At 51.7% G+C, this 22,435-nt stretch carries 23 protein-coding genes; 8 read left to right on the top strand and 15 right to left on the bottom strand.

Annotated elements, in window-relative coordinates; genetic code table 11:
• Positions 1-46: 46 nt before the first annotated feature.
• From EDM54_RS18085 to fdhF, 5 genes are all read right to left on the bottom strand, one after another.
• Positions 47-1,699, bottom strand: coding sequence for a multicopper oxidase family protein (locus tag EDM54_RS18085; protein WP_122958585.1), 1,653 nt, complete (start codon positions 1,697-1,699; stop codon positions 47-49).
• Between the two features lie 58 nt (positions 1,700-1,757).
• Entirely contained in the window at positions 1,758-2,336 is a 579-nt protein-coding gene (locus EDM54_RS18080; protein WP_003386915.1) for a TVP38/TMEM64 family protein, read from the bottom strand.
• Positions 2,337-2,789: 453 nt separating this feature from the next.
• A complete protein-coding gene (locus tag EDM54_RS18075) occupies positions 2,790-3,185 on the bottom strand; it encodes a Na-translocating system protein MpsC family protein (RefSeq protein WP_024984341.1) in 396 nt (131 codons plus the stop codon).
• A gap of 28 nt (positions 3,186-3,213) precedes the next feature.
• Positions 3,214-3,693, bottom strand: coding sequence for a helical membrane plugin domain-containing protein (locus EDM54_RS18070; RefSeq protein ID WP_003386917.1), 480 nt, complete (start codon positions 3,691-3,693; stop codon positions 3,214-3,216).
• Positions 3,693-6,650 carry a formate dehydrogenase subunit alpha gene (gene fdhF / locus EDM54_RS18065; protein ID WP_039071126.1) on the bottom strand — a complete coding sequence of 986 codons (2,958 nt, stop codon included), beginning with the start codon at positions 6,648-6,650 and terminating at the stop codon, positions 3,693-3,695. The genes EDM54_RS18070 and fdhF overlap by 1 nt, the downstream gene beginning before the upstream one ends.
• Positions 6,651-7,150: 500 nt before the next feature.
• Between fdhF and EDM54_RS18060 the strand changes: the two genes are divergently transcribed.
• Positions 7,151-7,489 (top strand): histidine triad nucleotide-binding protein, encoded by a 339-nt coding sequence (locus tag EDM54_RS18060; protein ID WP_024984339.1) that lies wholly within the window; start codon positions 7,151-7,153, stop codon positions 7,487-7,489.
• 50 nt (positions 7,490-7,539) lie between these two features.
• Here EDM54_RS18060 and EDM54_RS18055 read toward each other — a convergent pair whose 3' ends face one another.
• Positions 7,540-8,529: a YpdA family putative bacillithiol disulfide reductase gene (locus tag EDM54_RS18055; RefSeq protein ID WP_122958610.1), complete on the bottom strand. Its 990-nt coding sequence runs from the start codon at positions 8,527-8,529 to the stop codon at positions 7,540-7,542.
• 248 nt (positions 8,530-8,777) lie between these two features.
• Here EDM54_RS18055 and EDM54_RS18050 point away from each other — a divergent pair, with 248 nt between their 5' ends.
• Positions 8,778-10,370, top strand: a complete 1,593-nt coding sequence (locus EDM54_RS18050) for an S-layer homology domain-containing protein (protein WP_003386921.1) — start codon at positions 8,778-8,780, stop codon at positions 10,368-10,370.
• Between the two features lie 75 nt (positions 10,371-10,445).
• Here EDM54_RS18050 and EDM54_RS18045 read toward each other — a convergent pair whose 3' ends face one another.
• The 4 genes from EDM54_RS18045 to EDM54_RS18030 all read right to left on the bottom strand — a co-directional run bounded on the left by EDM54_RS18045 (position 10,446) and on the right by EDM54_RS18030 (position 14,728).
• Positions 10,446-11,408: an L-threonine 3-dehydrogenase gene (locus EDM54_RS18045; protein ID WP_003386922.1), complete on the bottom strand. Its 963-nt coding sequence runs from the start codon at positions 11,406-11,408 to the stop codon at positions 10,446-10,448.
• Positions 11,405-12,598, bottom strand: a complete 1,194-nt coding sequence (locus tag EDM54_RS18040; RefSeq protein ID WP_024984336.1) for a glycine C-acetyltransferase — start codon at positions 12,596-12,598, stop codon at positions 11,405-11,407. The genes EDM54_RS18045 and EDM54_RS18040 overlap by 4 nt, the downstream gene beginning before the upstream one ends.
• A 361-nt stretch (positions 12,599-12,959) precedes the next feature.
• Positions 12,960-13,337, bottom strand: coding sequence for a (2Fe-2S) ferredoxin domain-containing protein (locus EDM54_RS18035; protein ID WP_024984335.1), 378 nt, complete (start codon positions 13,335-13,337; stop codon positions 12,960-12,962).
• 44 nt (positions 13,338-13,381) lie between these two features.
• A complete protein-coding gene (locus tag EDM54_RS18030) occupies positions 13,382-14,728 on the bottom strand; it encodes a sensor histidine kinase (RefSeq protein WP_031933310.1) in 1,347 nt (448 codons plus the stop codon).
• Between the two features lie 230 nt (positions 14,729-14,958).
• On the opposite strand from EDM54_RS18030, the gene EDM54_RS18025 reads away from it, so the two are divergent.
• From EDM54_RS18025 to EDM54_RS18005, 5 genes are all read left to right on the top strand, one after another.
• On the top strand, positions 14,959-15,165 hold the full coding sequence (locus tag EDM54_RS18025; protein WP_024984333.1) for a helix-turn-helix transcriptional regulator: 207 nt from the start codon (positions 14,959-14,961) through the stop codon (positions 15,163-15,165).
• Complete coding sequence (locus EDM54_RS18020; RefSeq protein ID WP_051567398.1) at positions 15,162-15,461, top strand: DUF2178 domain-containing protein; 300 nt, start codon at positions 15,162-15,164, stop codon at positions 15,459-15,461. Before EDM54_RS18025 ends, EDM54_RS18020 begins: the two co-directional genes overlap by 4 nt.
• Positions 15,462-15,573: 112 nt before the next feature.
• Positions 15,574-15,894 (top strand): nucleotidyltransferase domain-containing protein, encoded by a 321-nt coding sequence (locus tag EDM54_RS18015; RefSeq protein ID WP_183189171.1) that lies wholly within the window; start codon positions 15,574-15,576, stop codon positions 15,892-15,894.
• A 104-nt stretch (positions 15,895-15,998) separates the two neighbouring features.
• On the top strand, positions 15,999-16,343 hold the full coding sequence (locus EDM54_RS18010; RefSeq protein WP_255320303.1) for an aminoglycoside adenylyltransferase domain-containing protein: 345 nt from the start codon (positions 15,999-16,001) through the stop codon (positions 16,341-16,343).
• Positions 16,344-16,376: 33 nt separating this feature from the next.
• Positions 16,377-16,703, top strand: coding sequence for a hypothetical protein (locus EDM54_RS18005; RefSeq protein ID WP_122958582.1), 327 nt, complete (start codon positions 16,377-16,379; stop codon positions 16,701-16,703).
• Positions 16,704-16,732: 29 nt separating this feature from the next.
• Here EDM54_RS18005 and EDM54_RS27050 read toward each other — a convergent pair whose 3' ends face one another.
• Complete coding sequence (locus EDM54_RS27050; protein ID WP_255320301.1) at positions 16,733-16,864, bottom strand: hypothetical protein; 132 nt, start codon at positions 16,862-16,864, stop codon at positions 16,733-16,735.
• Positions 16,865-17,057: 193 nt separating this feature from the next.
• Here EDM54_RS27050 and xerS point away from each other — a divergent pair, with 193 nt between their 5' ends.
• Complete coding sequence (xerS, locus tag EDM54_RS18000) at positions 17,058-18,170, top strand: tyrosine recombinase XerS (protein ID WP_003386931.1); 1,113 nt, start codon at positions 17,058-17,060, stop codon at positions 18,168-18,170.
• 150 nt (positions 18,171-18,320) lie between these two features.
• Here the strand turns inward: xerS and EDM54_RS17995 are convergent, their stop codons facing one another.
• From EDM54_RS17995 to EDM54_RS17980, 4 genes are all read right to left on the bottom strand, one after another.
• Positions 18,321-19,109 (bottom strand): transglycosylase domain-containing protein, encoded by a 789-nt coding sequence (locus tag EDM54_RS17995; protein ID WP_003386932.1) that lies wholly within the window; start codon positions 19,107-19,109, stop codon positions 18,321-18,323.
• A gap of 162 nt (positions 19,110-19,271) precedes the next feature.
• A complete protein-coding gene (locus EDM54_RS17990) occupies positions 19,272-20,858 on the bottom strand; it encodes an acetate--CoA ligase (protein WP_122958581.1) in 1,587 nt (528 codons plus the stop codon).
• Positions 20,859-20,939: 81 nt separating this feature from the next.
• Positions 20,940-21,653 carry a hypothetical protein gene (locus EDM54_RS17985; protein WP_122958580.1) on the bottom strand — a complete coding sequence of 238 codons (714 nt, stop codon included), beginning with the start codon at positions 21,651-21,653 and terminating at the stop codon, positions 20,940-20,942.
• Complete coding sequence (locus EDM54_RS17980) at positions 21,653-22,192, bottom strand: TlpA family protein disulfide reductase (protein WP_003386935.1); 540 nt, start codon at positions 22,190-22,192, stop codon at positions 21,653-21,655. The genes EDM54_RS17985 and EDM54_RS17980 overlap by 1 nt, the downstream gene beginning before the upstream one ends.
• Positions 22,193-22,435: the final 243 nt, after the last annotated feature.

Raw genomic sequence — 22,435 nt, 5'->3', positions numbered from 1 at the left:
TTCAAAAATAGAAAAAAGATCCCAGGGGACACCTGGGACACATCTGTTAATGCGCTTTGTTGCCGACAGTCGGGTCCTCCACGAACTTCTGATGTCCTTCGTACAGGACGGAGTTGACCATTCCCGCTGCGGCATGATGCAGATCATGGCAGTGGAACATCCATTCCCCCGGGTTATCCGCTTCAAACGCCACGACATAGCTTTCGCCCGGCTTGACGTTGAGCGTATCTTTCACCAGGGGAGAGCCTGTGAGGGCTTTGCCATCCTTGCTCAGCACCTGGAAAAAATGGCCATGCAGATGCATCGGGTGATCTGAGGAGCCTTTGTTCACCATAGTGACTTTCACTTTGTCCCCTTTTTTGACGTTTAGCGGCTTGATATCCGGATACGTCTCTCCATTAATCGTAAAGACCGGATCCATCCCGTCTTTCCCCATTTTTTCGCCCAGGTCCATCTGGTATTCCTGGTCGTATTTCATGTCGAGGCTGAAAACCCCTTTGCCGCCTTGGCCGTACGCCGTCAAATCGACAGGTGCCGCCTCTGCCTGGGCGACGCTGTTTTCCTTTGCTCCGGCTCCCTGTACTTTTACGGGGATCCGCATTCCTTTGGCCGCTTCGGTCTTGTTCAGGCTCTCGATGACCCAGTCCCCATCACGGCTTTCTACAAACTCGATATCGTAGCGTTCTCCCGGTGCGATCGTGAACGGCTGGTCCTTGATCACGGCCGGGTCCTTGATCGGTTGACCATCTGCGCTTGCAATTTTGTACTCCTGTCCTGGCAGACGAAGCGTGTGGCTTTGGAAGCCCGCATTGACGAAGCGGAGCCGCACGCGCTCTCCTTTTGCTACCTCGAGCGGTTCGATAGCGTCTCCCGTTTTTCCGTTCACCGAAAACGTCGTGTACATCGCTTGCATCATCTGGTCGTGCATGGCTCCCGGCGGCACCTGTGAATTGCTGTGCTCCATGCCAGGCATGCTCGTGTTTCCGTGGCTTCCGTGATCCATCCCGCCCATATTCATGCTTCCATGATTCATGGTCTCAGAATTCGTCTTGCCGTGATCCATACGCTCGGAACCCATCTTGCCATGATCCATTTCTCCCATGTTCATGCCCGCATGCCCTTGGGAGCCCGTATTCCACTCGTCGAGAACCAGTGTATAGTCTCGTTGAATCTGAGCCTGGTCTGGTCCCTCAACGACAAGCGTTCCGTAAAGGCCGAGGTCCTCCTGATTGGCGCTGTCCTGATGGGAGTGGTACCAATACGTCCCGGGGACTGTTGCGGGAAACTCATAAGTAAAGGTCTCTCCCGGCCGTACTGCATTCTGCGTCGTTCCCGGGATTCCGTCCATATTGTTGGGGACGGGGTAGCCGTGCCAGTGAATCGTCGTTGGCACCTTCAACTCGTTCTTCAGTGTGACGCGGATAACCTCGCCCACTTTCGCCCGGATTTGGCTGCCGGGAACAACACCGTTGTACGTCCATACAGGTACGTTTTTATCCTTGGACAGTGCCCATTCCGCTTCCTTGGCCACCAGTTCAAAGCTGCGGACTGTTTGTCCATTCTCCTGCAGTATTTCGGGCTTTGCCATATATTGAGCATGTGCTTTTGTTTCACCGCCCGCTCCGTAGAAAAAAGCGCCGGCCGCTGCTATCGCTACAATTCCGGCACTGGCTGCGCCTATGAAGACCTTCTTTTTCATCGACCTGCCTCCTCCTGTTTGTTCTACGGTGCCAGCGTATCAAAATCTCGTGAAGAAATTATGGAGACTTCTCTTTTTCTGTCCATTTAAACAGCAGAAAAACGGAAGCTGCGAGTATGACCGCGATTATCAGACGAAATTTGTTCTCGGAGAAAAAGACAAGATCGTGACCGATAAATGTTTCCATGACGAGCGACGGCGTCTTTCCGATCATCGTAGCGAGAAAGAAATCGGCAAAAGCAATCGTGGAGAAAGCCGCTCCTACATTGACCACCCCGGAAGGCAATAAGGGATTTACACGCAACAGTATTAGCGTCAGCAATCTGCGCCCGCGCGACATGCCGGAAAGACTTTTCAGCCACCTGGCTTCCCTTACCTTTTGCAGCTTGGCCGAACGGGATATTCCCCAGCGGTACAGAACAAACGAAACGGTCGCTCCCAGGATTTCTCCCGCAAGCGAAATGAAAAACCCGCCCCATAACCCGAACACGACCGCATTTGCAGCAGACAGGAACAATGAGGGCAAAACACCAGCGACACTAATCAGCACATTGATAAGCAAGCTGGCGATAATTGCAAATACTCCCCACGAGCGAATCCAATCCGCTGTGGTTACGACCAACTCAGACCACTCCACGAAGGCAATCCTCCTCTTTCTATTTTGGACAAAACATTCTTCCGCAATCTTCTACATCCGAAAAACCAAGACCGTCATAGTCTATCCGAGCACGTATCTCCTAATCTTTCATGTCGGAATCATCAGAATACCATATCTATCTTTCTTACGAAAATGGCTGCCACGAGATTCATTTTCTCTACTCCCCGCCACTGGAACCCGATACAACCGGGGACTCCCCCGGACAATGCGGACGCATCCACTCATTCACGGAACTCCATTCTTCGCCTTTTGAAGGAAGAGATTCTCACCGAATGAAGGCAAAAAGCATGGCTCCACTCAACGTAGGACCGACTCTCGTCGGCTACAGTAATCCTCAGAAGCCGGTCAGCGAAAATAAAAAAGCCGCCCTTCGCACTTTTTTCATGCGAAGGGCGGCGTAGTACACCTGTCAACTTGCCAACTTCAAGGCCGCTACATGCACGTACGCTTTGCTGGCTGCAGCGGGCTTGGTTTACCGCCTTCTATCTTCCGGTCGAACACGTAAACGGTGATGGCCAAGTCTGCATCCATATTGATATCGCTGAAGAGTGTGATCAGCTTGGCACCTACCAAATTTTCGAGCTTCTCGACTACTTCAGCCCTCTTGTAGATGTCTTTCACCAGCTTTGTGCGGGTTTCCTGTATCATCTTTCTGCCCTCGTCGGAGTCGATCATCCATTTTTCTACCTCGGTCAGATTGCCTTTCATCTCGATAATCGCCCATGACCCGACAAATCTGGTCCGAATCTTTTCAGGACCATTTCCGACGTATTGCTTGCGAATCTCGCGAACAAGCCTGCTGAATTGATGTTCGACCTGATTGGACACAGATATTTCACCACACTCTAGGAATCCACTACTCTTTTAATCCTTGACCCATGCCCTTCAGGAGGTTCATGCCAAAGGAGACGGCACGGTTGATGTCAGGGTCCTGCAGCGCCTTGATCAGGTCGAATATCCCGACCTTTTCGTCCTGACGCAGGCCCTCTTCCGCTTTTTTCAAGCCCTTTGCCAGACTTCCCGCCAGCTTTTTGGTCATCTCAGGCTCAAGCTCTGTGAGCGATTCCGCTACTGCCATGGCATTGTTGATCGCTTTGGTTACCGGCGGACGGACCAGTTGGCCAACAGCGATCTTGGCTACCTCTTCTTTTGCTTCCACGAGGGAAACGACAGCTCCGAGAATGCCGCTCTGATGGAGCTCCTGCAGCAGCTTGATCGTTTCGCGAATGCCATCTGCGTTCAGGGCTGTGTCGCTTAAAACCTGCTCGAGCGCTTTGGCTCGCTTCTCTTCCTCGGTCAGTACGGGTTGAACGATCTTGGTCGTCGGCTTCGCCATTATTTCACCCCTCCCGGCTGGTTCACATCTGCGATTGGCGCATAATCGCCTCTCGCCCATTTGCGTTCCACCTGAACTCCCAGCTGCGGATTTCGCTTCGCATAGCGCGGGTTATACAACGGCAGAGGATTCTTGCCGGTCGCCTCCAGGATTTCCATGCGAACCTTCGTCTGTTTGTAAGCTGGTGTCTGGGTCCGAACGTCTACGGCATTCCCGGTTAACACGTTGATCGCATTTTCATGGCTGACCGAGTTCATCGGAACGTACAGCTCTTTCCCCTGTACGCGGTCTGTCACGACAGCGCGCAGCTTGATCGCTCCGTATGGAGATACCAAACGGACAAGTGTGCCATCCTGTACGCCCCGCTCTTTTGCGAGCTCAGGCGACACCTCTACGAACACATCCGGCACTTTGTACTGAATGCCTTTTGACTTGTTCGTCATATTGCCCTCGTGGAAATGCTCCAACAGACGGCCGTTGTTGACGATCAGATCGAATTCTGCCGGATACTCGACGGGCGGAACGTAATCGACCAGCGAGAAGCGGGCGCGTCCGTCCGGGAAGTTGAACCTCTCCAAATACAGGAGCGGCTCGTCTGTGCCGTCCGGCTGTACCGGCCAAACCAGACTGTTCCATCCTTCCAGGCGCTTGTAGGAAACGCCGGAGAATACCGGGCTCAGAGACGCAATCTCGTCCATGATTTCGCTTGGATGCTGGTAGCCCCAGTTGAAGCCCATGCGAGCGGCGACTTCAGTGAGAATCTGCCAGTCCGGCTTGGAGCCTTCCAGCGGCTCAAATACTTTGTACAGGCGCTGAATACGGCGCTCCGTATTGATGAACGTACCGTCCTTTTCCAGAGACGGCGCAGCAGGCAGGATCACATCTGCGAACTGGGCTGTCTTTGTAAAGAAGACGTCTTGGACGACGAAGAATTCGAGCTGGCTGAGCATCTCCTGCACATGGTTGGCGTTGGAATCGATCCATGCCATGTCTTCGCCCATCAGGTACATCGCTTTCAGCTCGCCTCTGCCGACCGCTTCCAGCATCTGAATGTTCGTATAGCCTGGCTTTGGAGAGATCGATACGCCGTAAGCCTCTTCGAACTTCTTCCGGATGTTGTCATCGGCAATGCTCTGATAGCCGGGGAACCAGTTCGGCAGGGACCCCATGTCGCAGGCACCCTGCACGTTGTTGTGACCGCGCAGCGGGTATGCCCCAGCGCCCGGACGTCCAAAGTTTCCGGTAACGAGCAGCAGATTGGAAATAGCTGCGGAAGTGTGCGAGCCGCCGACGTTCTGGGTCACGCCCATGCCCCACAAGATGCATGTGCCATCTGCTTCGTGTATCATCGTGGCTGCTTTGATCATTTGCTCGCGCGGAATGCCGGTAATTTCTTCAGCGTACTCCAGCGTGTATTTTTCGAGCAGGGCCACGAATTCATCGTAGTGATTGGTACGCGCCTTGATAAAGGCTTCATCATGCCAGCCCTGGTCGATGATGTATTTCGCGACAGCAGAGAGCCAGACGAAATCGGTTCCCTGGCGCGGGTGAAGATACAGATCAGAACGTTCGGCCATTTCATGCTTGCGCAAATCGGAGACGATCAATTTTTGGCCAAACAGCTTTTTCGCACGCTTTACACGAGTCGCCAGAACCGGATGGCCCTCGGTCGGATTGGCCCCGACGATAATGACCAGGCCAGCGGAAGCGATGTCCTTGATCGTACCGGAGTCAGCGCCAAAACCTACGGTCGACATCAAGCCATCCGAAGCAGGCGATTGGCAGTAGCGGGAGCAGTTGTCCACGTTGTTTGTTTCAAATACTTGCCGGGCCATTTTCTGCATCAGATACGCTTCTTCGTTTGTCGTCTTCGAGGAGCTGACAAAGCCAAGCGCATTGCCGCCATATTGTTTTTTGATCGCCGACATTCTCTCGGTCATGTAGCTCAGTGCTTCGTCCCATGTAGCAGGTACGAATTCATCCCCTCTGCGGATCAGCGGAGTGGTCAAGCGCTGGTCGCTATTGACGAAATCCCAGCCGAATTTCCCTTTTACACAAGTGGAAACGCTGTTTACCGGCGCATTTTCCGATGGCTCGATCTTCAAAATTTTGCGGTCGCGGGTCCACACTTCAAACGAGCAGCCTACGCCGCAGAACGTACAAACGGTCTTCGTCTTTTTCGTGCGCGTATCGCGCATTGCCGCCTCGATCTCGGAAATGGCCAAAATGCTGCTGTATCCCGGCTCTACTTCCTTCACCAGGTCGATCATCGGGGTCAAGAGCTCCTGATCCATCGAGGTCATGAAGCCCGCTTCGCCCAGCATCGATTTTTCCATCAAGGCGTTGCACGGACACACGGTCACGCATTGACCGCAGGAAACGCACGAAGAGTTGTTGATAGAGCGATCGTCATCCCAAATTACGCGAGGCATTTCACGCTCCCAGTCGATTGTCAGGGTCTCGTTCACCTGCAGATCCTGGCAAACCTCGACACAGCGTCCGCAGAGGATGCATTGGTTCGGATCGTAACGGTAAAACGGGTGGGACATGTCAACCTCGTACCCTTTTTCCCGGAACGGACGGCTTTGGTGCTCCACTTGCAAAAGCTCCGTCGTGTTGTGCACCCGGCAGTTGCCGTTGTTGTTGTCACAGACTGTACAGTACAGCATGTGATTTTCCAGGACGCGATCCATCGCTTCCTTCTGGGCTGACCGTGCCTTCTCGGAAGCGCTCAGGATTTGCATGCCTTCCGCAACAGTCGTCGAACAGGCGCGCATGATCTTCCCGTCGATTTCGCACATACAAGTATCACAAGTCTGTATCGGTCCAAGAACGGGCGAATAGCAGATATGCGGGTGCTCGATTTCCCGCTCAAGCATGTAGTCGAGAAGGCGCGTGCCTTCAGCCGCTTCGTGTTCTTCCCCATTTAATTGAAAACGCACTTTTTTCTGTTCCATGGTTCCTCCTCTGTGCCAATGCGATCAAAACTTTTTTAGAAAACATGGTCTGGCCTAGCCTTTTGGCGGCGATTTGCACCCAAAGGAGCACTAGTTTCGCTGCTATCCATGATGTCGACAGATGAATGACAAGCATCCGCTCGACCATAAAAAAACCCACCATAAACCAACTTGTACAAACCAGGTTTGCGCAAGTCGCTTTATGGTGGGTTAACACTTAGCATCTTTCATACCAGTTATCAATCCAACCATTTGGGTCGCGGAAGCCAGAATGTGCCAGGAATAATCCATTCCCGCAGCATCGATGCACTTCCCTTTCCCATTATAATCAAACAGGTGGATTTTGCAAGAGAAAACCCTTTCATAGAACGTAACTGAGCCGCCGTTTTTTGCTGACTGGTGCTTGTAATGCGGCAAAACGGATCAGCGGCAGAACAGGAAAATGGAAGGAAGCGACGAATAGTGCTAAAGAGAAGCTATGGAAAGGAAGGATACGCCAGATGGATTGCATTTTCTGTAAGATCGTTAAAGGAGAGCTCCCTGCCAAAAAAGTTTACGAGGACGAACACGTGGTGGCTTTCCATGACATCAACCCTGTCGCCCCTGTACACGTACTTGTCATCCCCAAAAAGCACATCACTTCTCTCCTGGACATTCAACCGGAGGACAAGGAATTGATCGGCCATCTGCACCTGTCTTTGCAAAAGGTAGCGGCAGAAATGGGTGTACAAGAATCCGGATTCCGTGTCATCACCAACACGGGCCAGCACGGTCAGCAAACCGTATTTCACATCCACTACCACTTGATCGGCGGCCGTCAGCTCGAGTGGAAGATGTAAAAAAGACAACGCCAGCGTCACGATTCAGACGCGGCGTTGTCTTTTCTTTTTTACCCTTGCTCCTTGCTTTTTTCAAGCGAAGCGATATGCTCGGCGATCAGCTTTCCGTGGTGCCTGCCGTTTTCAATAAAAATCGCGTTTGCATGCTCGCCGGAGGCAATCACACCAGCGATGTACAAACCGGGTACATTGGTCTCCATCGTGTCCGGATTGTGGACGGGCTCGCCTGTCTGCGGATTCGTCGCTGCTCCGAGTGAACGCAGGACGCTGCGGTCAGGTCGAAAGCCGATCAAGGAAAAGACGAAGTCATTTTCGAGAGTGACTTCTCTCCCCTCTGTCACGACCACCAGATTGCGCTCGGCAATTTCCTTTACAGTAGTGGAATAGAGCACCTGTATGCGTCCTTTTGCGGCCAAGCTTTCAAAAACAGGCCTCGTCCATGCTTTTACCCGATCGGAAAGCTGCGGCTTGCGGCAAATGACCGTCACTTCGGCACCGGCGCGCTCAAGTTCCATGGCAGCATCGACCGCGGAGTTGTTGCCGCCGATGATCGCCACCTTCATCCCCGCATACGGATGCGCTTCCGTAAAAAAGGAGCTCACTTTATCAAGGTTTTCGCCAGGCACATCAAGCCTGTTCGGATTGTCAAAGTATCCCGTCGCAATCACCAGGTACCGGCATGTATATGTGTGCTTTGTCTGAAAACGGTCTACAGACTGCACAGAAAAACCGCCGTTCACCTTCTCTACATGAACGACCGTCTCATAGCTGTTGATCCGCAGCTGATTGCGGGCTGCCACCAAACGGTAGTATTGAAGAGCTTCCAGCCGTGTCGGCTTTTCGTTCGGCGTCGAAAACGGAATGTCTCCGATCTCGAGAAGCTCTGGCGTACTGTGAAAAATCATGTAGGTCGGATAGCGATAAATTGAGTTGACCAACGTTCCTTTCTCGATGACCAGCGGGTCGATTCCCTGTCTTTTCAATTCGACAGCGGCGGCAAGCCCGCACGGTCCCGCTCCAATAATCAGTACCTGCTCCATGGTTCCCATCCATCCTCCCATGTCTTCCCGTCTCTATTTTTCTTGGAGCCAGCTTTCCGTGCACGTTCACACGCAAGCGCGGCCAGAAGTTTATCTGTTTCCATCATATCATACCCGCAAGCGGCGATTGACACTCCCTTCCATAGCCATACCTGTTTTCTATTTCCAGAAAATGATGAATGAAAGAGGTTTTTCTATTCTTTACACTAGAAGAGACATAGAAAAATTACAGACGAAAGAGTAGAGCCATGCGAAAACGTAACGTACATATCATGCTTAGCTTCGTATTGTGGGCAACGTCACTGTTGTCCGTCTCTGTAGGTGTCTCTGCATCGACCGCTGCTGCGCTCAAGGATATTTCGGCCAGCTATGCAAAAGAAGAGATCCGCTCGCTTTATCAAGCCGGCATCGTCCTGGGCGATGCCGATGGTTACTACCGGCCGAAAAAGGCGGTAACCCGCGCAGAGTTCGTCGCCATGCTGACCCGCACGTGGAAGCTCAAGACGGTATCAAGCCAGTTTCCTGCCTATTCCGATGTGCCAAAGAGCTCCTGGGCTTATGGCGCCGTCCAGGCCGCGGTCTCCCTCGGTATCGTAAACGGCACGACGCCAACCGCCTTCTCGCCTAATCGCACCATTTCCCGTCAGGAGGCGGCGGCACTGCTCATTCGAGCGATGGGAATGGAACCGTCCCAGCCAGCCTCCCTGCCTCTCAGTGATGCCTACAGCGTCGCCTACTGGGCAAGACCGTATGTGGCAGAGGCAATCCGCCAAAAGCTCCTGGTTGGCTACCAGGGATATTTCCGTCCAAACGCTCCGCTATCCCGTGAAGAGACGGCGGTACTTCTCAGCAGGGTGAAGAAGAAAATCGATCAGCAAGCGAAAGGCAAGACTCCCGTCATCCTAGGCTGGCAGTACCGGTCTACCGTGCAGGAGTTCATTGATCTGGTCAAAGACACTCCGGTCAATACGCTGTCTCCCCGCTGGTTTTACTTGCAAGCCGACAGCTCGATCGCCGATCATACCGATGCCACTCTTGTCAGGTGGGCTCACCAGAATGGCAGAAAAGTATGGGCGATGTTTGGCAACCGCTTCGATGCCAACGCAACCCACAATGCGCTCTCTGTACCGGCAAACCGCGCAGCCGTCGTCAATAAGCTGGCTCAACTGAGCGACAAGTACCAGATTGATGGAATCAATATCGACTTTGAAAATATCAAGCCCGGTGACCGCGAAGCCTTTACAGCTTTTGTCAAAGAGCTGGCGCAGGCCATGCATGCGAAAGGTCGAACGGTCTCCGTCGATGTTCCGCCTGATACACAGACGGATTGGAGTGCACCGTACGATTACGCCAATCTGGCACGGTATGCTGATTATATCGTTTTAATGGGCTATGAAGAGCATTGGAGCGGAGGCCCTTCTGCCGGTTCCGTCTCATCGCTGCCCTGGCTCGTCAAAAGCTCAAACAACCTTTTGACGCAGATCCCGGCCGACAAGTACATCGTCGGTCTGCCGCTCTACACTCGCGACTGGTCTAAAGTGAATGGCGCTTGGCAATCAACTGATTTGCTGATCCTGGAGTCCTACCGGCTCATCTCGCAAAACAAACCTGCTATCAACTGGAATCCGGCAACCTCGCAGTACAAGGCGACGTACTGGAAAAACGGGACTGCTCATTCGATCTGGCTGGAAGAGAGCCGATCGCTTGGACTGAAAATGCAGGCGAGCATGGAACGGCCTATCGCCGGATTTGCCTACTGGTACGTGGGAGAAAAACTGCCCGATGTATGGAACGTCATCTCCAATGTCATCACCATGCAAAAGCTGAAAAACAGAAAGTAGTGAAGCTGCAGCTTGCAATCAAGCTTTGCTCAAAGAAAAACAAGCCTGGCGCATCAGGCTTGTTTTTCTTTGATCTCAACCGATTTTTTGAAGCAGCCGCCCTTTTAACTGGGCTAGCATATCCTTTGTCATTTTTTCCAGATCGTACTCTGCCGTAAATCCCCACTCTTCCCGTGCGGCGCTGGCGTCGATCGAGTTCGGCCAACTGTCGGCAATCGCCTGACGCACAGGGTCTACCTCGTATTTCAGCGTAAACGAAGGAATCAGCTTTTGAATCGAACGGGCGACGTCTTCCGGCTCAATGCTCATCGCCGTGACATTGAACGCATTCCGATGCTTCAATTTGCTCGGATCGGCCTCCATCAGGGTGATAATCGCCTTTAAAGCGTCCGGCATGTACATCATGTCCATGTACGTCCCTTTTGCGATATAGGAAGTATAGGTACCGTCGGTGATTGCTTTGTAATAAATCTCCACCGCATAATCCGTCGTTCCCCCGCCTGGAGGTGTCACATAGGAAATCAGGCCAGGAAAACGTACCCCCCTCGTATCTACGCCGAACTTGTGGAAGTAGTAGTCACATAAAAGCTCGCCGGACACTTTATTGACCCCGTACATCGTGGTCGGCCGCTGAATCGTGTCCTGCGGTGTCTGATCCTTCGGCGTGCTCGGTCCAAAGGCTCCGATCGAACTGGGGGTAAAGAATTGGCAGCCAAGCTCGCGTGCCACTTCCAAAGCGTTGACCAGACCGCCCATGTTCAAATTCCAGGCCAACAACGGTTTGGCCTCAGCGGTCGCGGAGAGCAGAGCGGCCAGGTGCATAATGGTGTCGACCTGATGCTTTTTTGCGATATCGAACATGGCTTTTGCATCCGTTACGTCCAGCTTTTCAAACGGCCCAGCCTGCAGTACGTCACTGTCTTGCGGCATTTTGATGTCAGTGGCAATGACGTTATTCGCACCGTATTCGTCGCGAAGTCTGGCAGTCAGCTCGGAACCGATTTGTCCCAAAGCTCCGGTGATCAGAATCTTTTTCATTGCAGAATCCCCATTTCTTTGCCCACTTTTTCATAGATGTCCAATGCCCGGTCCAGCATCTCTTTGGTATGGGCTGCTGTCGGCATATTGCGTACGCGGCCGGTGCCGCGCGGAACGGTCGGGAATACGATCGCTTTCGCATACACGCCCGCTTCGTACAAGCGCTTGCTGAATTCCTGCGTTTTTTGCTCATCGCCAATCACGCATGGAGTAATCGGGGTCTCGCTATGCCCGATGTCGAAGCCCAGCTCCTTTAGACCCTTTTTCAGATAGTTGCCGTTTTCCCAGAGGCGATCGTGCAATTCGGTGCTGCTCTGCAAAATATCGATCGCCGTTATGCTGGCAGCCACATCAGCTGGCGTGAGAGCAGTGGAAAACAGGAACGGTCTGCTGCGTACCTTGAGCCAGTCGATCAGCTTCTGTTTGCCTGCCACGTATCCACCGATGACACCGATCGCTTTGGAAAGCGTTCCGATTTGGAAATCGATTTTATCGGACAAGCCAAAGTGCTTGACAGTACCTGCCCCTTTGCCGAGCACGCCAGAGCCATGTGCATCGTCCACATACGTGATCAAGTCAAATTCCTCAGCCACTTCAACGATTTCCGGAAGCTTGGCAATATCCCCATCCATGGAGAATACCCCATCGGTAATGACCATCACTTTTTTATACTTGCCGGACTCGACAGCTTCCTTGGCTTTTGCCCGGAGGTCGTCAATGTCGGAGTGTTTCACCCGAATGATCTGCGCTCGGGAAAGGCGGCAGCCGTCGATGATGGATGCGTGATTCAGCTCGTCAGAGAGAATGGCATCGTCCTTGTCCATTACAGCGGAAATTGCCGCCATGTTGCAATTGAAGCCCGACTGGTAGGCAATCGCCGCTTCGGTATGCTTGAAAGCGGCCAGCTTCTCTTCCAGTTGAACGTGCAGCTCCAGCGTACCGTTAATCGTCCGAACGGCCCCTGCCCCTACGCCGTACTTTTGCGCCGCTTTGACGGCAGCATCGATCAGGCGCTGATCAGTGGCCAAACCCAAATAGTTGTTCGAGGAAAGATTGATCAGCTCTTTGCCTGAGATGGTGATTACCGGACCATTTGCACTTTGCAGAGGATCAATGACGTTATACAATCCTTTGCTTTTCAGATCCGCCAGATTTTCTTCCAAGAAAGCGTCCAAAATCTTACTTGACATATACATGCCTCCCTGCCAGGATATTTTCCGGAAAACCAGCATTTGTTGAAAAAGAATACATGCGACGAAAACAGATGTCTCTGTGGTATGTACAGTAAAATATGGCACAAACCTTTGTATAATAGCGTTTCTTTACTCATATTATCATTTTATTTCAAAAACGTCCATATGACATAGACATATTGTAAGCGGTCACATTCTCTTCGCCCTTGTCTCGGCTTTTTCTTTACACTCCCCTTTTTTCAGGTCATTTAGCCCTTTTCCTGTGGTTCTACAGGTATCTATAGCCTAGCCTTTTTGTTCTCATTCTTTGCAAAAACAAAAAAGCCGCAGCATCTTATGCTGTGGCCTGTACTCGGTCCTACTCTGCATTCTTTTCCGATTTGAATCGTCCCACGGGAGCATCGGCTGACCGTTCAAATCCGTCAGGGCTCCATTGGTGCGAGATGCTTGCCTCAAGCGGCTGGCCATTGGCCATATGCTTTTGAACAATTTCTTCGGCAAGCTGCGGGGTTACATTCCGGTACCACGTTCCTTCCGGATATACGATCAGAACGCATGAATCTTCACATCGCCCATTGCAGTACGTTTTTGTCGTATGTACCAGATCATCCAGTCCCGCTTCCTTGATCGCTGAGCGGAATGCCTTCGTTACTTCTTCTGCACCTGCCCGGGTGCAGCTTCCCCCATTGCACAAGAGTACGTGCTTCCGGGTACGCGATAAGTTCCAAGTAGCCATTTTATCTTCTCCTTCTTCCCTTTTTCTCTCTGCTGCTCGTCGCCTCAATCCACCGAATTCCGTTGCCCGGCTGCCGGGAAAAGCATCGTGACGGACGTTCCGATTCCTTCTGCACTCCGGATACTGATCTGGCCATCATGGGCTTCCACCAGCCCTTTGGCAATCGTGAGTCCAAGACCCGCCCCGCCGCGTTCCCGGTTTCGGGAGCGATCCCCCCGGTAAAAACGGTCAAAGATATGGGGAAGGTCTTCGGCAGCGATGCCGCTTCCATTGTCCGATACAACCGCAACGATTCGATCCCGTTCCTTTTTTACAGTCAACCGGATCTCTCCATGAGGGGCTGTATGCTTCCAGGCATTGGATAGCAGATTGGTGAACACTTGGGCAAGCCGATGGCGGTCCCCAAGCACCATCGCTTCACCTTCTAGCTGCTTTTTGAGCACGATGTTTTTTTGCGCCAGGGCGGCACTCATGGCGTCCGCAGTCAGCTCTGCAATCTTGCTTATGTCCACCATGTCCTGATTGATTTTGAGCGTTCCTGATTCTGCCTGAATGACTTCATCCAGATCGCTGACCAACCGGATTAAACGCAGCACCTCTGCTCGCGTCGCCTCCAGATGCTCCGGCGACGCTTCCCATACCCCGTCAATCATTCCCTCTGTCTGTGCGAGCAAAGTGTTAAGGGGCGTCCGCAATTCGTGAGAAATATCTGACGTCAAACGCTTGCGCAGCTGCTCTTGATGTTCAAGGCTCTCAATCAGATGATTGAATCTGTCGACCAACCCGGCTAGCTCATCCTTGCCGGACGTGCCCGGTACGCGCACTGACCGGTCTCCTCTCGATACAGCTATCGAGGCATCACTAATCCGTACGATCGGCTTTACCATGTTTTTGGCAATACCAATGCTGACCACGATAACGACGACAATCAGGATCAGCATCGTCCACAACAACGCGTTCGTATGGGCCCTTTGAAAATGTGTCTCAACAGAATGAGACGGAGCTTTTTCATGATGACTGATGGTCAAGTAACCGACCGTTTGGCCATCGACAGCAACCGGCAGCTTGGTGTATCCAGAGCCACGCACCGCAGACTCATCGCCGAATTGTCCAATCCGACTCTGATTCTGGTCCTGTAGCACGATTCGCAGGCCGAGCACTTTGGCAATCGCATCCATCTGGGAAAACGCACGCTCTCCCCAACGATTTTCGGCCTCATATGCCCTGCGGGCCACCTCCAGAACGTCCTGACGTTCCAGTTGTCTTGCTTCGTTCACATACATGGAAAAATGAATATCCATTTCTTTGATCGAGAGCAAGGCAGAGATGAGAATACCGCTCGCCCCTACGGCCATGAAGGCTAGAGCGAGCTTCATCCAGATGCGTTTCATCCCGATTCCTCCGCTGCGCAAGAGATAATCACCCTGTTTGAAAGCTCCAATGACTTATTTTAGCAGAGAACGCTCAGGCTTTCACATGAAAGAGCACATTTGGGTGCGCGCATCCTGAAAATCCAATTATTCCTCCTCTCTTCTATCCACCATGTAAAGCGAACTTGACACAAAGAAAATATGTAAAGTACACCTTACGTAAAGCTTGCTTTACAGAAAGGATGTGAACCATGAAAAACCGGATACGGGAAAGACGGTTGGCCAAAGGCTGGTCGCAGGAATACTTGTCGGAAATCGTTGGTGTCTCAAGACAAACCATTATTTCTTTGGAAAACGGCAAGTACAATGCCTCTCTGGTCCTCGGACACAAGCTGGCGCAAGCGTTTGAATGCGCCATTGAAGATTTATTCATTTTTGAGAGAGATGAAAACATATGACTGAAACAATCTGTACGTATGCAGGGCTGTTTGGCGGGATGCTATTGGGGCTGTTGAGCTTGTATTTGGGGAACCACTTCGCAAAGAAAAAACGGGCACTGGATGAGCGCCACCACTTGATCCGAACGAAGGCGAGAGCTGCTTCCTGGTTCGTCACCCTGGCTGCGATTTACCTCTTCTTTGTGCTGGTCCTGCTGAACGCCGTTAGCTCGATCACCTTCATTCTGGCAATGCTGATCATGGTCCATATCGGAAGCTGGGGATGCTTCGTCTTTTATTATCAGCACAAGCTTTGATGTAGAAGTCTTGTGAACAAAAGGCAAATTATGGTACGTTTAAAACAATAAGCAGCAAGGCGGTGATCTGCACATGCAGTCGGTGAGTGTTCCAGATGAGGTCCAACTGCTAATGGAAAGCTATAAAGAGCAGGCCCAGTCTGCATTTTCAGATCACCTGTCCGGAATATATGTCTATGGCTCCATTGCCTTGGGAGCCTTTGCTTCCGGAAAAAGCGATATTGATTTTCTGACGGTTTTTCAAAATGAACCGACGCGTGAGGATCTCACAAGCATACAAAACATCCATAAAAGACTGCAAAGAACCAATCCGCTGGCGAAAAGGATGGACGGCATGTACTTGTCGGCAGAGCATCTGGGCAAAACCAACCAGCAAATCCCTTCATATATTTCGTCGCCGACGGAAAAGTCCGGCAGGGCTATTGGGATATAAACGCTGTAACCTGGTGGACCGTCAAGCATCATGGCATCCCCGTTTACGGCCCTGAACCTGCCGAGCTTGAACTGTCCATCGGCTGGGATAACGTCGTGGATGCGATGAACATTAATTTGAACGTTTACTGGAACAAACGCGCAGAGTACGCAGCCCTTTATCTTGTCGATGAATTGCTGGCGGATGCGGTATGTACGCTCAGCAGGATTTTGTATACATTGGAGTGCAAAGAAATCGGTTCAAAAGTGCAGGCAACCCAATACGCCCTTCACACTCTGCCTGCCCATTGGCATTCCATACTGACGGATGCACTCCAGATCAGACAAGGGGAAAAGAGGAAAATCGGCCTTGTCTCCCGTTGGCGTCGAGCGAAAGAAACGCAAGCTTTTATCCGTTTTATCATTCAACATTGCAATAATCGCCATATGTTGACATCAATCAAAGCGTAAAGCGGATTTCTATTTCCGAAGGAGTAGATTCACATGTTGAACAACTGGTGGTCTGCCGGCGGGCTTTTGACCGGAATAGCCGGGTCAGCGACAGCTTTGGCAATTTCTTGCCAGTTCATCTTTGGCGATGCCTTCAGAGGCCTTGATTTCTTGCTCTTTCTATTGATTTTGCTGCCCGCTTGTTTTGCCTTGATCACATCATTTGTGCCGGCGCCGCTGATCCTGATTGCTTTTGTTTGGTCCCTGCCGTTAAGCGTTTACCTCTGGGTCGCATCCAATGTGGAGTGGTTTGCGCTCACCTGTGCCGTTTATCTTCTCTCTGCCGCCCTTAAATTCAAGGGTTCACGAGTCGCTTTTTAACCGCGCTCAAGTCCTCGCCACTCCTTCCGTCATCCCTCCTTCAGATACAATTTCGGAAACCCGTACGCGCCTCGCCCGGTCTCTTTCCTCCCTGCCATCTGTCTCGGCATCCGCAAATCGTTTTGCTCTTCTTCCATCAGCCGCTTCCGCTCGTCGTTCATCTACTCCTCTCTTTTTTTACAATCAACCAACTTCTTGATTCCGTTACTATCTCACAGCAGCATCTATTCGTCATTTCTTTATGCTCCTGCTCGAAATAGGAACAAAAATTCCCATCAACCTGCTTTTTTGATAGAATGTATGTTCGGGAACGATCCTGTTTTATTCATTGCGACATAAAGGGAGGACGGTTTGATGTCTGTCATAAAAAAACGAGATTCCATACAATTGCTGCAGCTAATTCCCGAGTTCCCCTGGTACGTGGAAAAATTCGTCGAGCATAAAAAGAGCAAGAAAAGTTCTCCGTCCACCTTGGTTGGATACCTGCGGGATTTTTCCTTTTTCTTTCGCTGGTTGATGGCTGAAGGCTTGACGACTGCCAAAGAAATGAAAGACATCCCCTTGGAGACCTTGAACGATTTAAAGAAGGAAACTGTGGAAAGCTATATGCTCTATCTGCAGGAATCGCATTTGTTTGAGCGGGCTGGCCTTTTGCAGAAGCCGACGCGCAGCGCCAAGCGTGAATACAGCGACCGGACCATCCACCGTAAAATCTCGAGTCTCAAGTCCCTGTTTACGTATCTGTCCGCACTCGCGGAGGACGAGAATGGAGAGTCTTACCTTTCCCGCAATGTCATGGCCAAAATCGAATTGGACTTTGTCGAAGCGACACCGCTTGCGCGCGCCCATGCCATCCGTGCAAAAATCCTGATTGACGATGAGATTCACCAGTTTGTCGATTTCGTCCAGAACGGGTACCAAGCCCACTGCGACACCACAAAAAAACTGCAGTACTACCGCCAAAACCGTGATCGGGATACGGCCTTGATCGCATTGATACTCTCCGGCGGCTTCCGCGTCTCAGAAATCGTCAATCTGGATTTGTCTGACGTCGTACTGGAGAAAAACCAATTAAAGATGGTGCGAAAAGGAAAAAAAGAGGATGCCCCTTTCTTCAGTGACTGGGGAAAAGCGTATTTGCAGCGGTATCTGGCAGTACGCCATACCTATAAACCGGACGAGAAGGAACAAGCCCTTTTTTTGGCTGTCTCTCCTGCCAAGCCCCATGGACATCGGATTGAGGTCCGTACTGTGCAGAAGCTGGTGAAAAAATATGCGCAGGCATTTGGCATTCCCGATCTGTCTGTCCATAAGCTGCGCCACAGCTTTGCGACCCAATTTTTGCGGCTCAATCCTGACGCCCACCAGCTTCAAGCTCAACTGGGTCATTCCAAGATCGAGACGACCATGCAGTACGCCCATGTGCTGGAGGACGCTCTGAGCAAAGCAGTCAATCGAACGACGTAATGACCAGTCAATAATGAAGGATCGGATCAGTTTGCAAAAAAGCCGATCGGCTCTTTAAAAAACCGATCGGCTGCATGTGATTCCTATCAATTAGAATGTCGCAAGCCGACAGACTCGCCTTTTGACGTCTTTTAGAGTACTCTGGCTTTTTTAAGGCTGCCTCACCTGAATCTTTTCCGCGAGGGCTTTTTCCTTTTCCTGCTGTGACAGAATCTTCAACTCTGTCATTCTCTCCAGCACCAGATGCTGTCTTGCCATCGCCTTTTCGCTGTGCTTGACAGGCGAGTAAGCCTCGGGCGCTTTCGGCAGCGATGCGAGTATGGCGGATTCGCCGACCGTCAACGTATCGATCGCTTGCGAATTTCCTTTCCCAAAGTAAAACTGTGCCGCATTTCCGATTCCGTACTGGCCGTGTCCAAAGTAGATGACATTCAAATACATCTCCAAAATCTCTTGCTTTGTGTAACGGCGCTCCAGCTCCATCGCGATCGCCATCTCTTTCATTTTGCGCCACATCGTTTTATCCTGGGTCAAAAACAGGTTGCGGGCCAGTTGCATGGTAATAGTGCTCCCGCCTTGGACATAGGCCCCCTCCTGGAGATCAATCCATACAGCCCGGGCCAATGCAGCCGGGTCTACCCCGCCGTGCTGCATAAACCGATGATCCTCGATGGCGACGAATGCCTTCCACAGATGTTCCGGCATTTCTTCTATCGGAATGTACCCGGACGAGCTGTCTTTCAAAGCTTGCAATCGGCTGTCATCGATCCAGGCGCTGCCTGCAGTCGTCATGAGAGACGGGACCAGGTAAGTCAAGCAAATAATGCATAGCGACAGAACCGCTATCCATTTTTTCCAATTGCCCACTGGGCGAATTCGCTTAGTTTCAACGCGTGGAAGCGGATTGATCTCGTTGGTCGTGAGGGTAACATGGTTCATCTGGAATCACCCCTTCTATCGTATCTATCCTTATCATACGAATGAAGAGGGGTTCTTCCCATCGAATCCACTTACACATTCCTTACATTTCCGTAATGTTTCAACGGACGGTGTCACTAAACAAAAAAAGCCCCGGCTTCATGCAGCCGGGTTTGATCGAATTTATGAGCGGTGTTGCTCTTTTTGTCTTTCCTTAAGCCGCAGCTCCACCCGTCGGATCTTTCCTGAGGTTGTCTTCGGCAGGTCGGTGACAAATTCTATTTTTCGCGGGTATTTGTAGGGAGCGGTCATTTTTTTCACATGATCCTGAAGCTCTTTCACCAAGTCATCGGAAGGCTCGATTCCTTTTTTCAGGACGACAAAGGCTTTGACCACTTGTCCGCGCTCAGGATCAGGGCTGGCTACGGCCGCACATTCCGCGACTGCCGCGTGCTTGACCAGCGCATCCTCCACCTCAAATGGACCGATCGTGTAGCCGCCGGAAATGATAATATCGTCTGCACGTCCCTCAAACCAGATGTATCCCTCTTCCTCCATCCGCCCTTGGTCGCCGGTAACATACCAGTTGCCGCGGAAGGCCCTGGCCGTACGCTCCGGATCGTTCAGGTAGCCGCGGAACAGCGCAATCATCTCACGGTCAATCGCGATGTCGCCTACCTCGCCCTGCGGCAGCTCGTTGCCCTCTTCGTCGATAATTGCGACACGGACGACAGGAGATGGTCTGCCCATCGAACCCGGCTTTGGCTCCATGCCTACGAATGTTCCGACCAAAAGCGTATTTTCCGTCTGTCCGTATCCATCTCGCACGGTGAGGCCGAACACACGGCGGAACGTATCGATCACTTCCCGGTTCAGCGGCTCGCCAGCGGAACACGCACTGCGAAGCGCTTGCAGGGAGTAGTTCTCCAGGCCCGATACTTTGGCCATCAGGCGGTACTCCGTCGGGGTCGCACACAGTACCGTGATCGGGTACGCTTGGAGGTGGGCCAGATACACCTCGGGATCAAAACGTCCCTTGTAAACGAACGCTGTCGCTCCCATTCCCAGTGTTGCCACAAAGGGGCTCCACACCCACTTTGCCCAACCAGGTCCCGCTGTTGCCCAGACGAGATCGCCTTCCCGTACGTCCAGCCAAAGCTTGGCTGCTACAGCCAGATGTGCAAAAGGCCAACCGTGAACATGAATGACTCCCTTCGGTCCGCCGGTCGTACCGGATGTGTAAGAGAGAAAGGCCAGATCATCCGAACGAGTATCCGCACAGGAAAATTCGTCAGATTGTTCAGCCAACAGCTCCTGCAAGGCGATCCAGCCCTCGCAGCTCTGACCAATTGTGACAAAGCGCGAAAGCGACGGACAGTTTTGACGGATCATGTCTACTTCGGACAGGACGGCATCGAAACTGATAATCGCCTTTGCTTCGGCATGAATCGCACGGTACTCAATATCTTTGCTGCGAAGCATCTCTGATCCTGGCATGACGACTGCTCCCAGCTTCATCAGACCCAAGTAAATGGCATAAGCTTCGATCCCTCTCGGAACCAGCACGAGCACTTTATCTCCTGCTTCAATCCCCAATGATTGAAGACCATTGGCAACGCGATTGGAATAGCGGCGCAGTTCTTGGTACGTGAGAATTCTTTCTGTCCCATCGTCACTTAATTCCCAGACAGCCCGTCTTTCGGGATCACGATCGGCCCATTGGTCTACCTGTGCGGCAAAATTGTAGCGCTCCGGCATCTGTAGCTGCATGTACATTCCCCCATTTTCATCAGGTATAATAGGAAGATTCTCCAAATTTTCAATTTTTCCTTTTTCAGAAATTTTGGATTCCTAGCTCCTGCGTCTGAGCAGGATCCAGGCGCCTGCATAAACAGACGCAAGCCCCATTTCCTCACGATATGACCGCCAGCCTGTCTGTATGCTTTCGCTTGGGGTGAGCGCAACGTATAGGATAGCCCACAACCCTATGCCCATCAGCAGCAGACCGATCCGTTCTCTGCGGACAAAATGCGCTCGCGAACGCGAAAAGGTTAGCATGGCAATCAGGAGCACCATCACTCCTGCATGCAGGGCATTAACAGGGAGGTAGTAGCTTCCATTCAGTACCCATCCCCAGCCTTCGGTCTCCACCCCGTACTGCTTGACAACAATCGAATACACCGCAGCCAGAAAGGCAAAAGCACTGAGTGTCCATTCGATCGTTCTCTCTAATGGCCATTTTCCTCGAAAGGCTTGCAGAGCGAAAACCAGCAACCCGCCGACTGCGGCAGCTTCCAGACCGTACGCTCCGCCACTGTACAGCAGCCATCGGGAGGGCTGCAGCCACACCGCTTTTCCGGCTTCCAACACTGGCCACAGCTTGTACAAAAGAAGCCCAGCCAATAATGCGTTGCTGCCTGCCTGCAAAAACGACTGAACCCCTTCCAGCTTCTCTTCGACTCGTTTGATCCAAAATCCATAGAGAAGGAGTGCTAGGACGACAGACAGGACGCTGGTTGAAAAGTGCAACGGACCGATTGACAGCATTGCCCCCGGTTCCAGCATTACGGATTTCCTTTCTTCAGCAGGGGTTGTACAACCCGTTCAAATTCTTCGATCGTCACCGGACCCATTTTTTTGTACACAATCCTGCCGTCCGCATCTAGGACAAAACTCGTAGGCATGGCGATGATCTGGTACTCTTTGCTGATTTCTCCCTTGGGATCTGTGACGATGGGATAGTCTACCTGGTATAGCTTAACAAAATCCCGTGCCGCCTCCTCCGAATCATTGTAGGTCGTGTTGATCCCTATAAAGGAAACTTGATCCCCATACGTTTTATGCAAGGAAGTCAAATCGGGCATCTCTGCTTGGCAAGGCGGGCACCAGCTGGCCCAGAAATTCAGAAAAACAGGTTTGCCCCTCTGCTCTGCAAGCGACATCTCTTCTCCATGCAAGGACATCCCTTGAAAATCCGGGGCCAGATACCGGACCTCCGGTTTGGCTATCATCTCGTTTACGTTCTCCTTTTGACTGCCTGTCCCTACTGCTAAATAAGTAGACAAAGCGACAATCGCCAGAACCAGCATGTAACGAATCTTCATCGCTAATACACACCTCCTGTTCTTGCAAACAAAAACCTTCCATCATTTGTCAACCTATCTATTGTAACAAAAGCACTCCGCTTTCGTCCTAGTTAATATAGAAACAACATGGAGAGAAAGTCTGCAAAAGCGAAGAAAAAAAGACTCCCACGCATAAAGCATGAGAGCCTGTATCTTTGCGGATACGCGGATTTTTTATTCAGGAATGACGCGCTTTACTTTTACCACACGGCGTTCCCAGTT

This window comes from Brevibacillus borstelensis (assembly GCF_003710865.1).
In the GTDB taxonomy this organism is placed as follows: domain Bacteria; phylum Bacillota; class Bacilli; order Brevibacillales; family Brevibacillaceae; genus Brevibacillus; species Brevibacillus borstelensis.
Note: the sequence above shows the minus strand (reverse complement) of the source record. Positions and strands in the feature narration are given on the sequence as shown.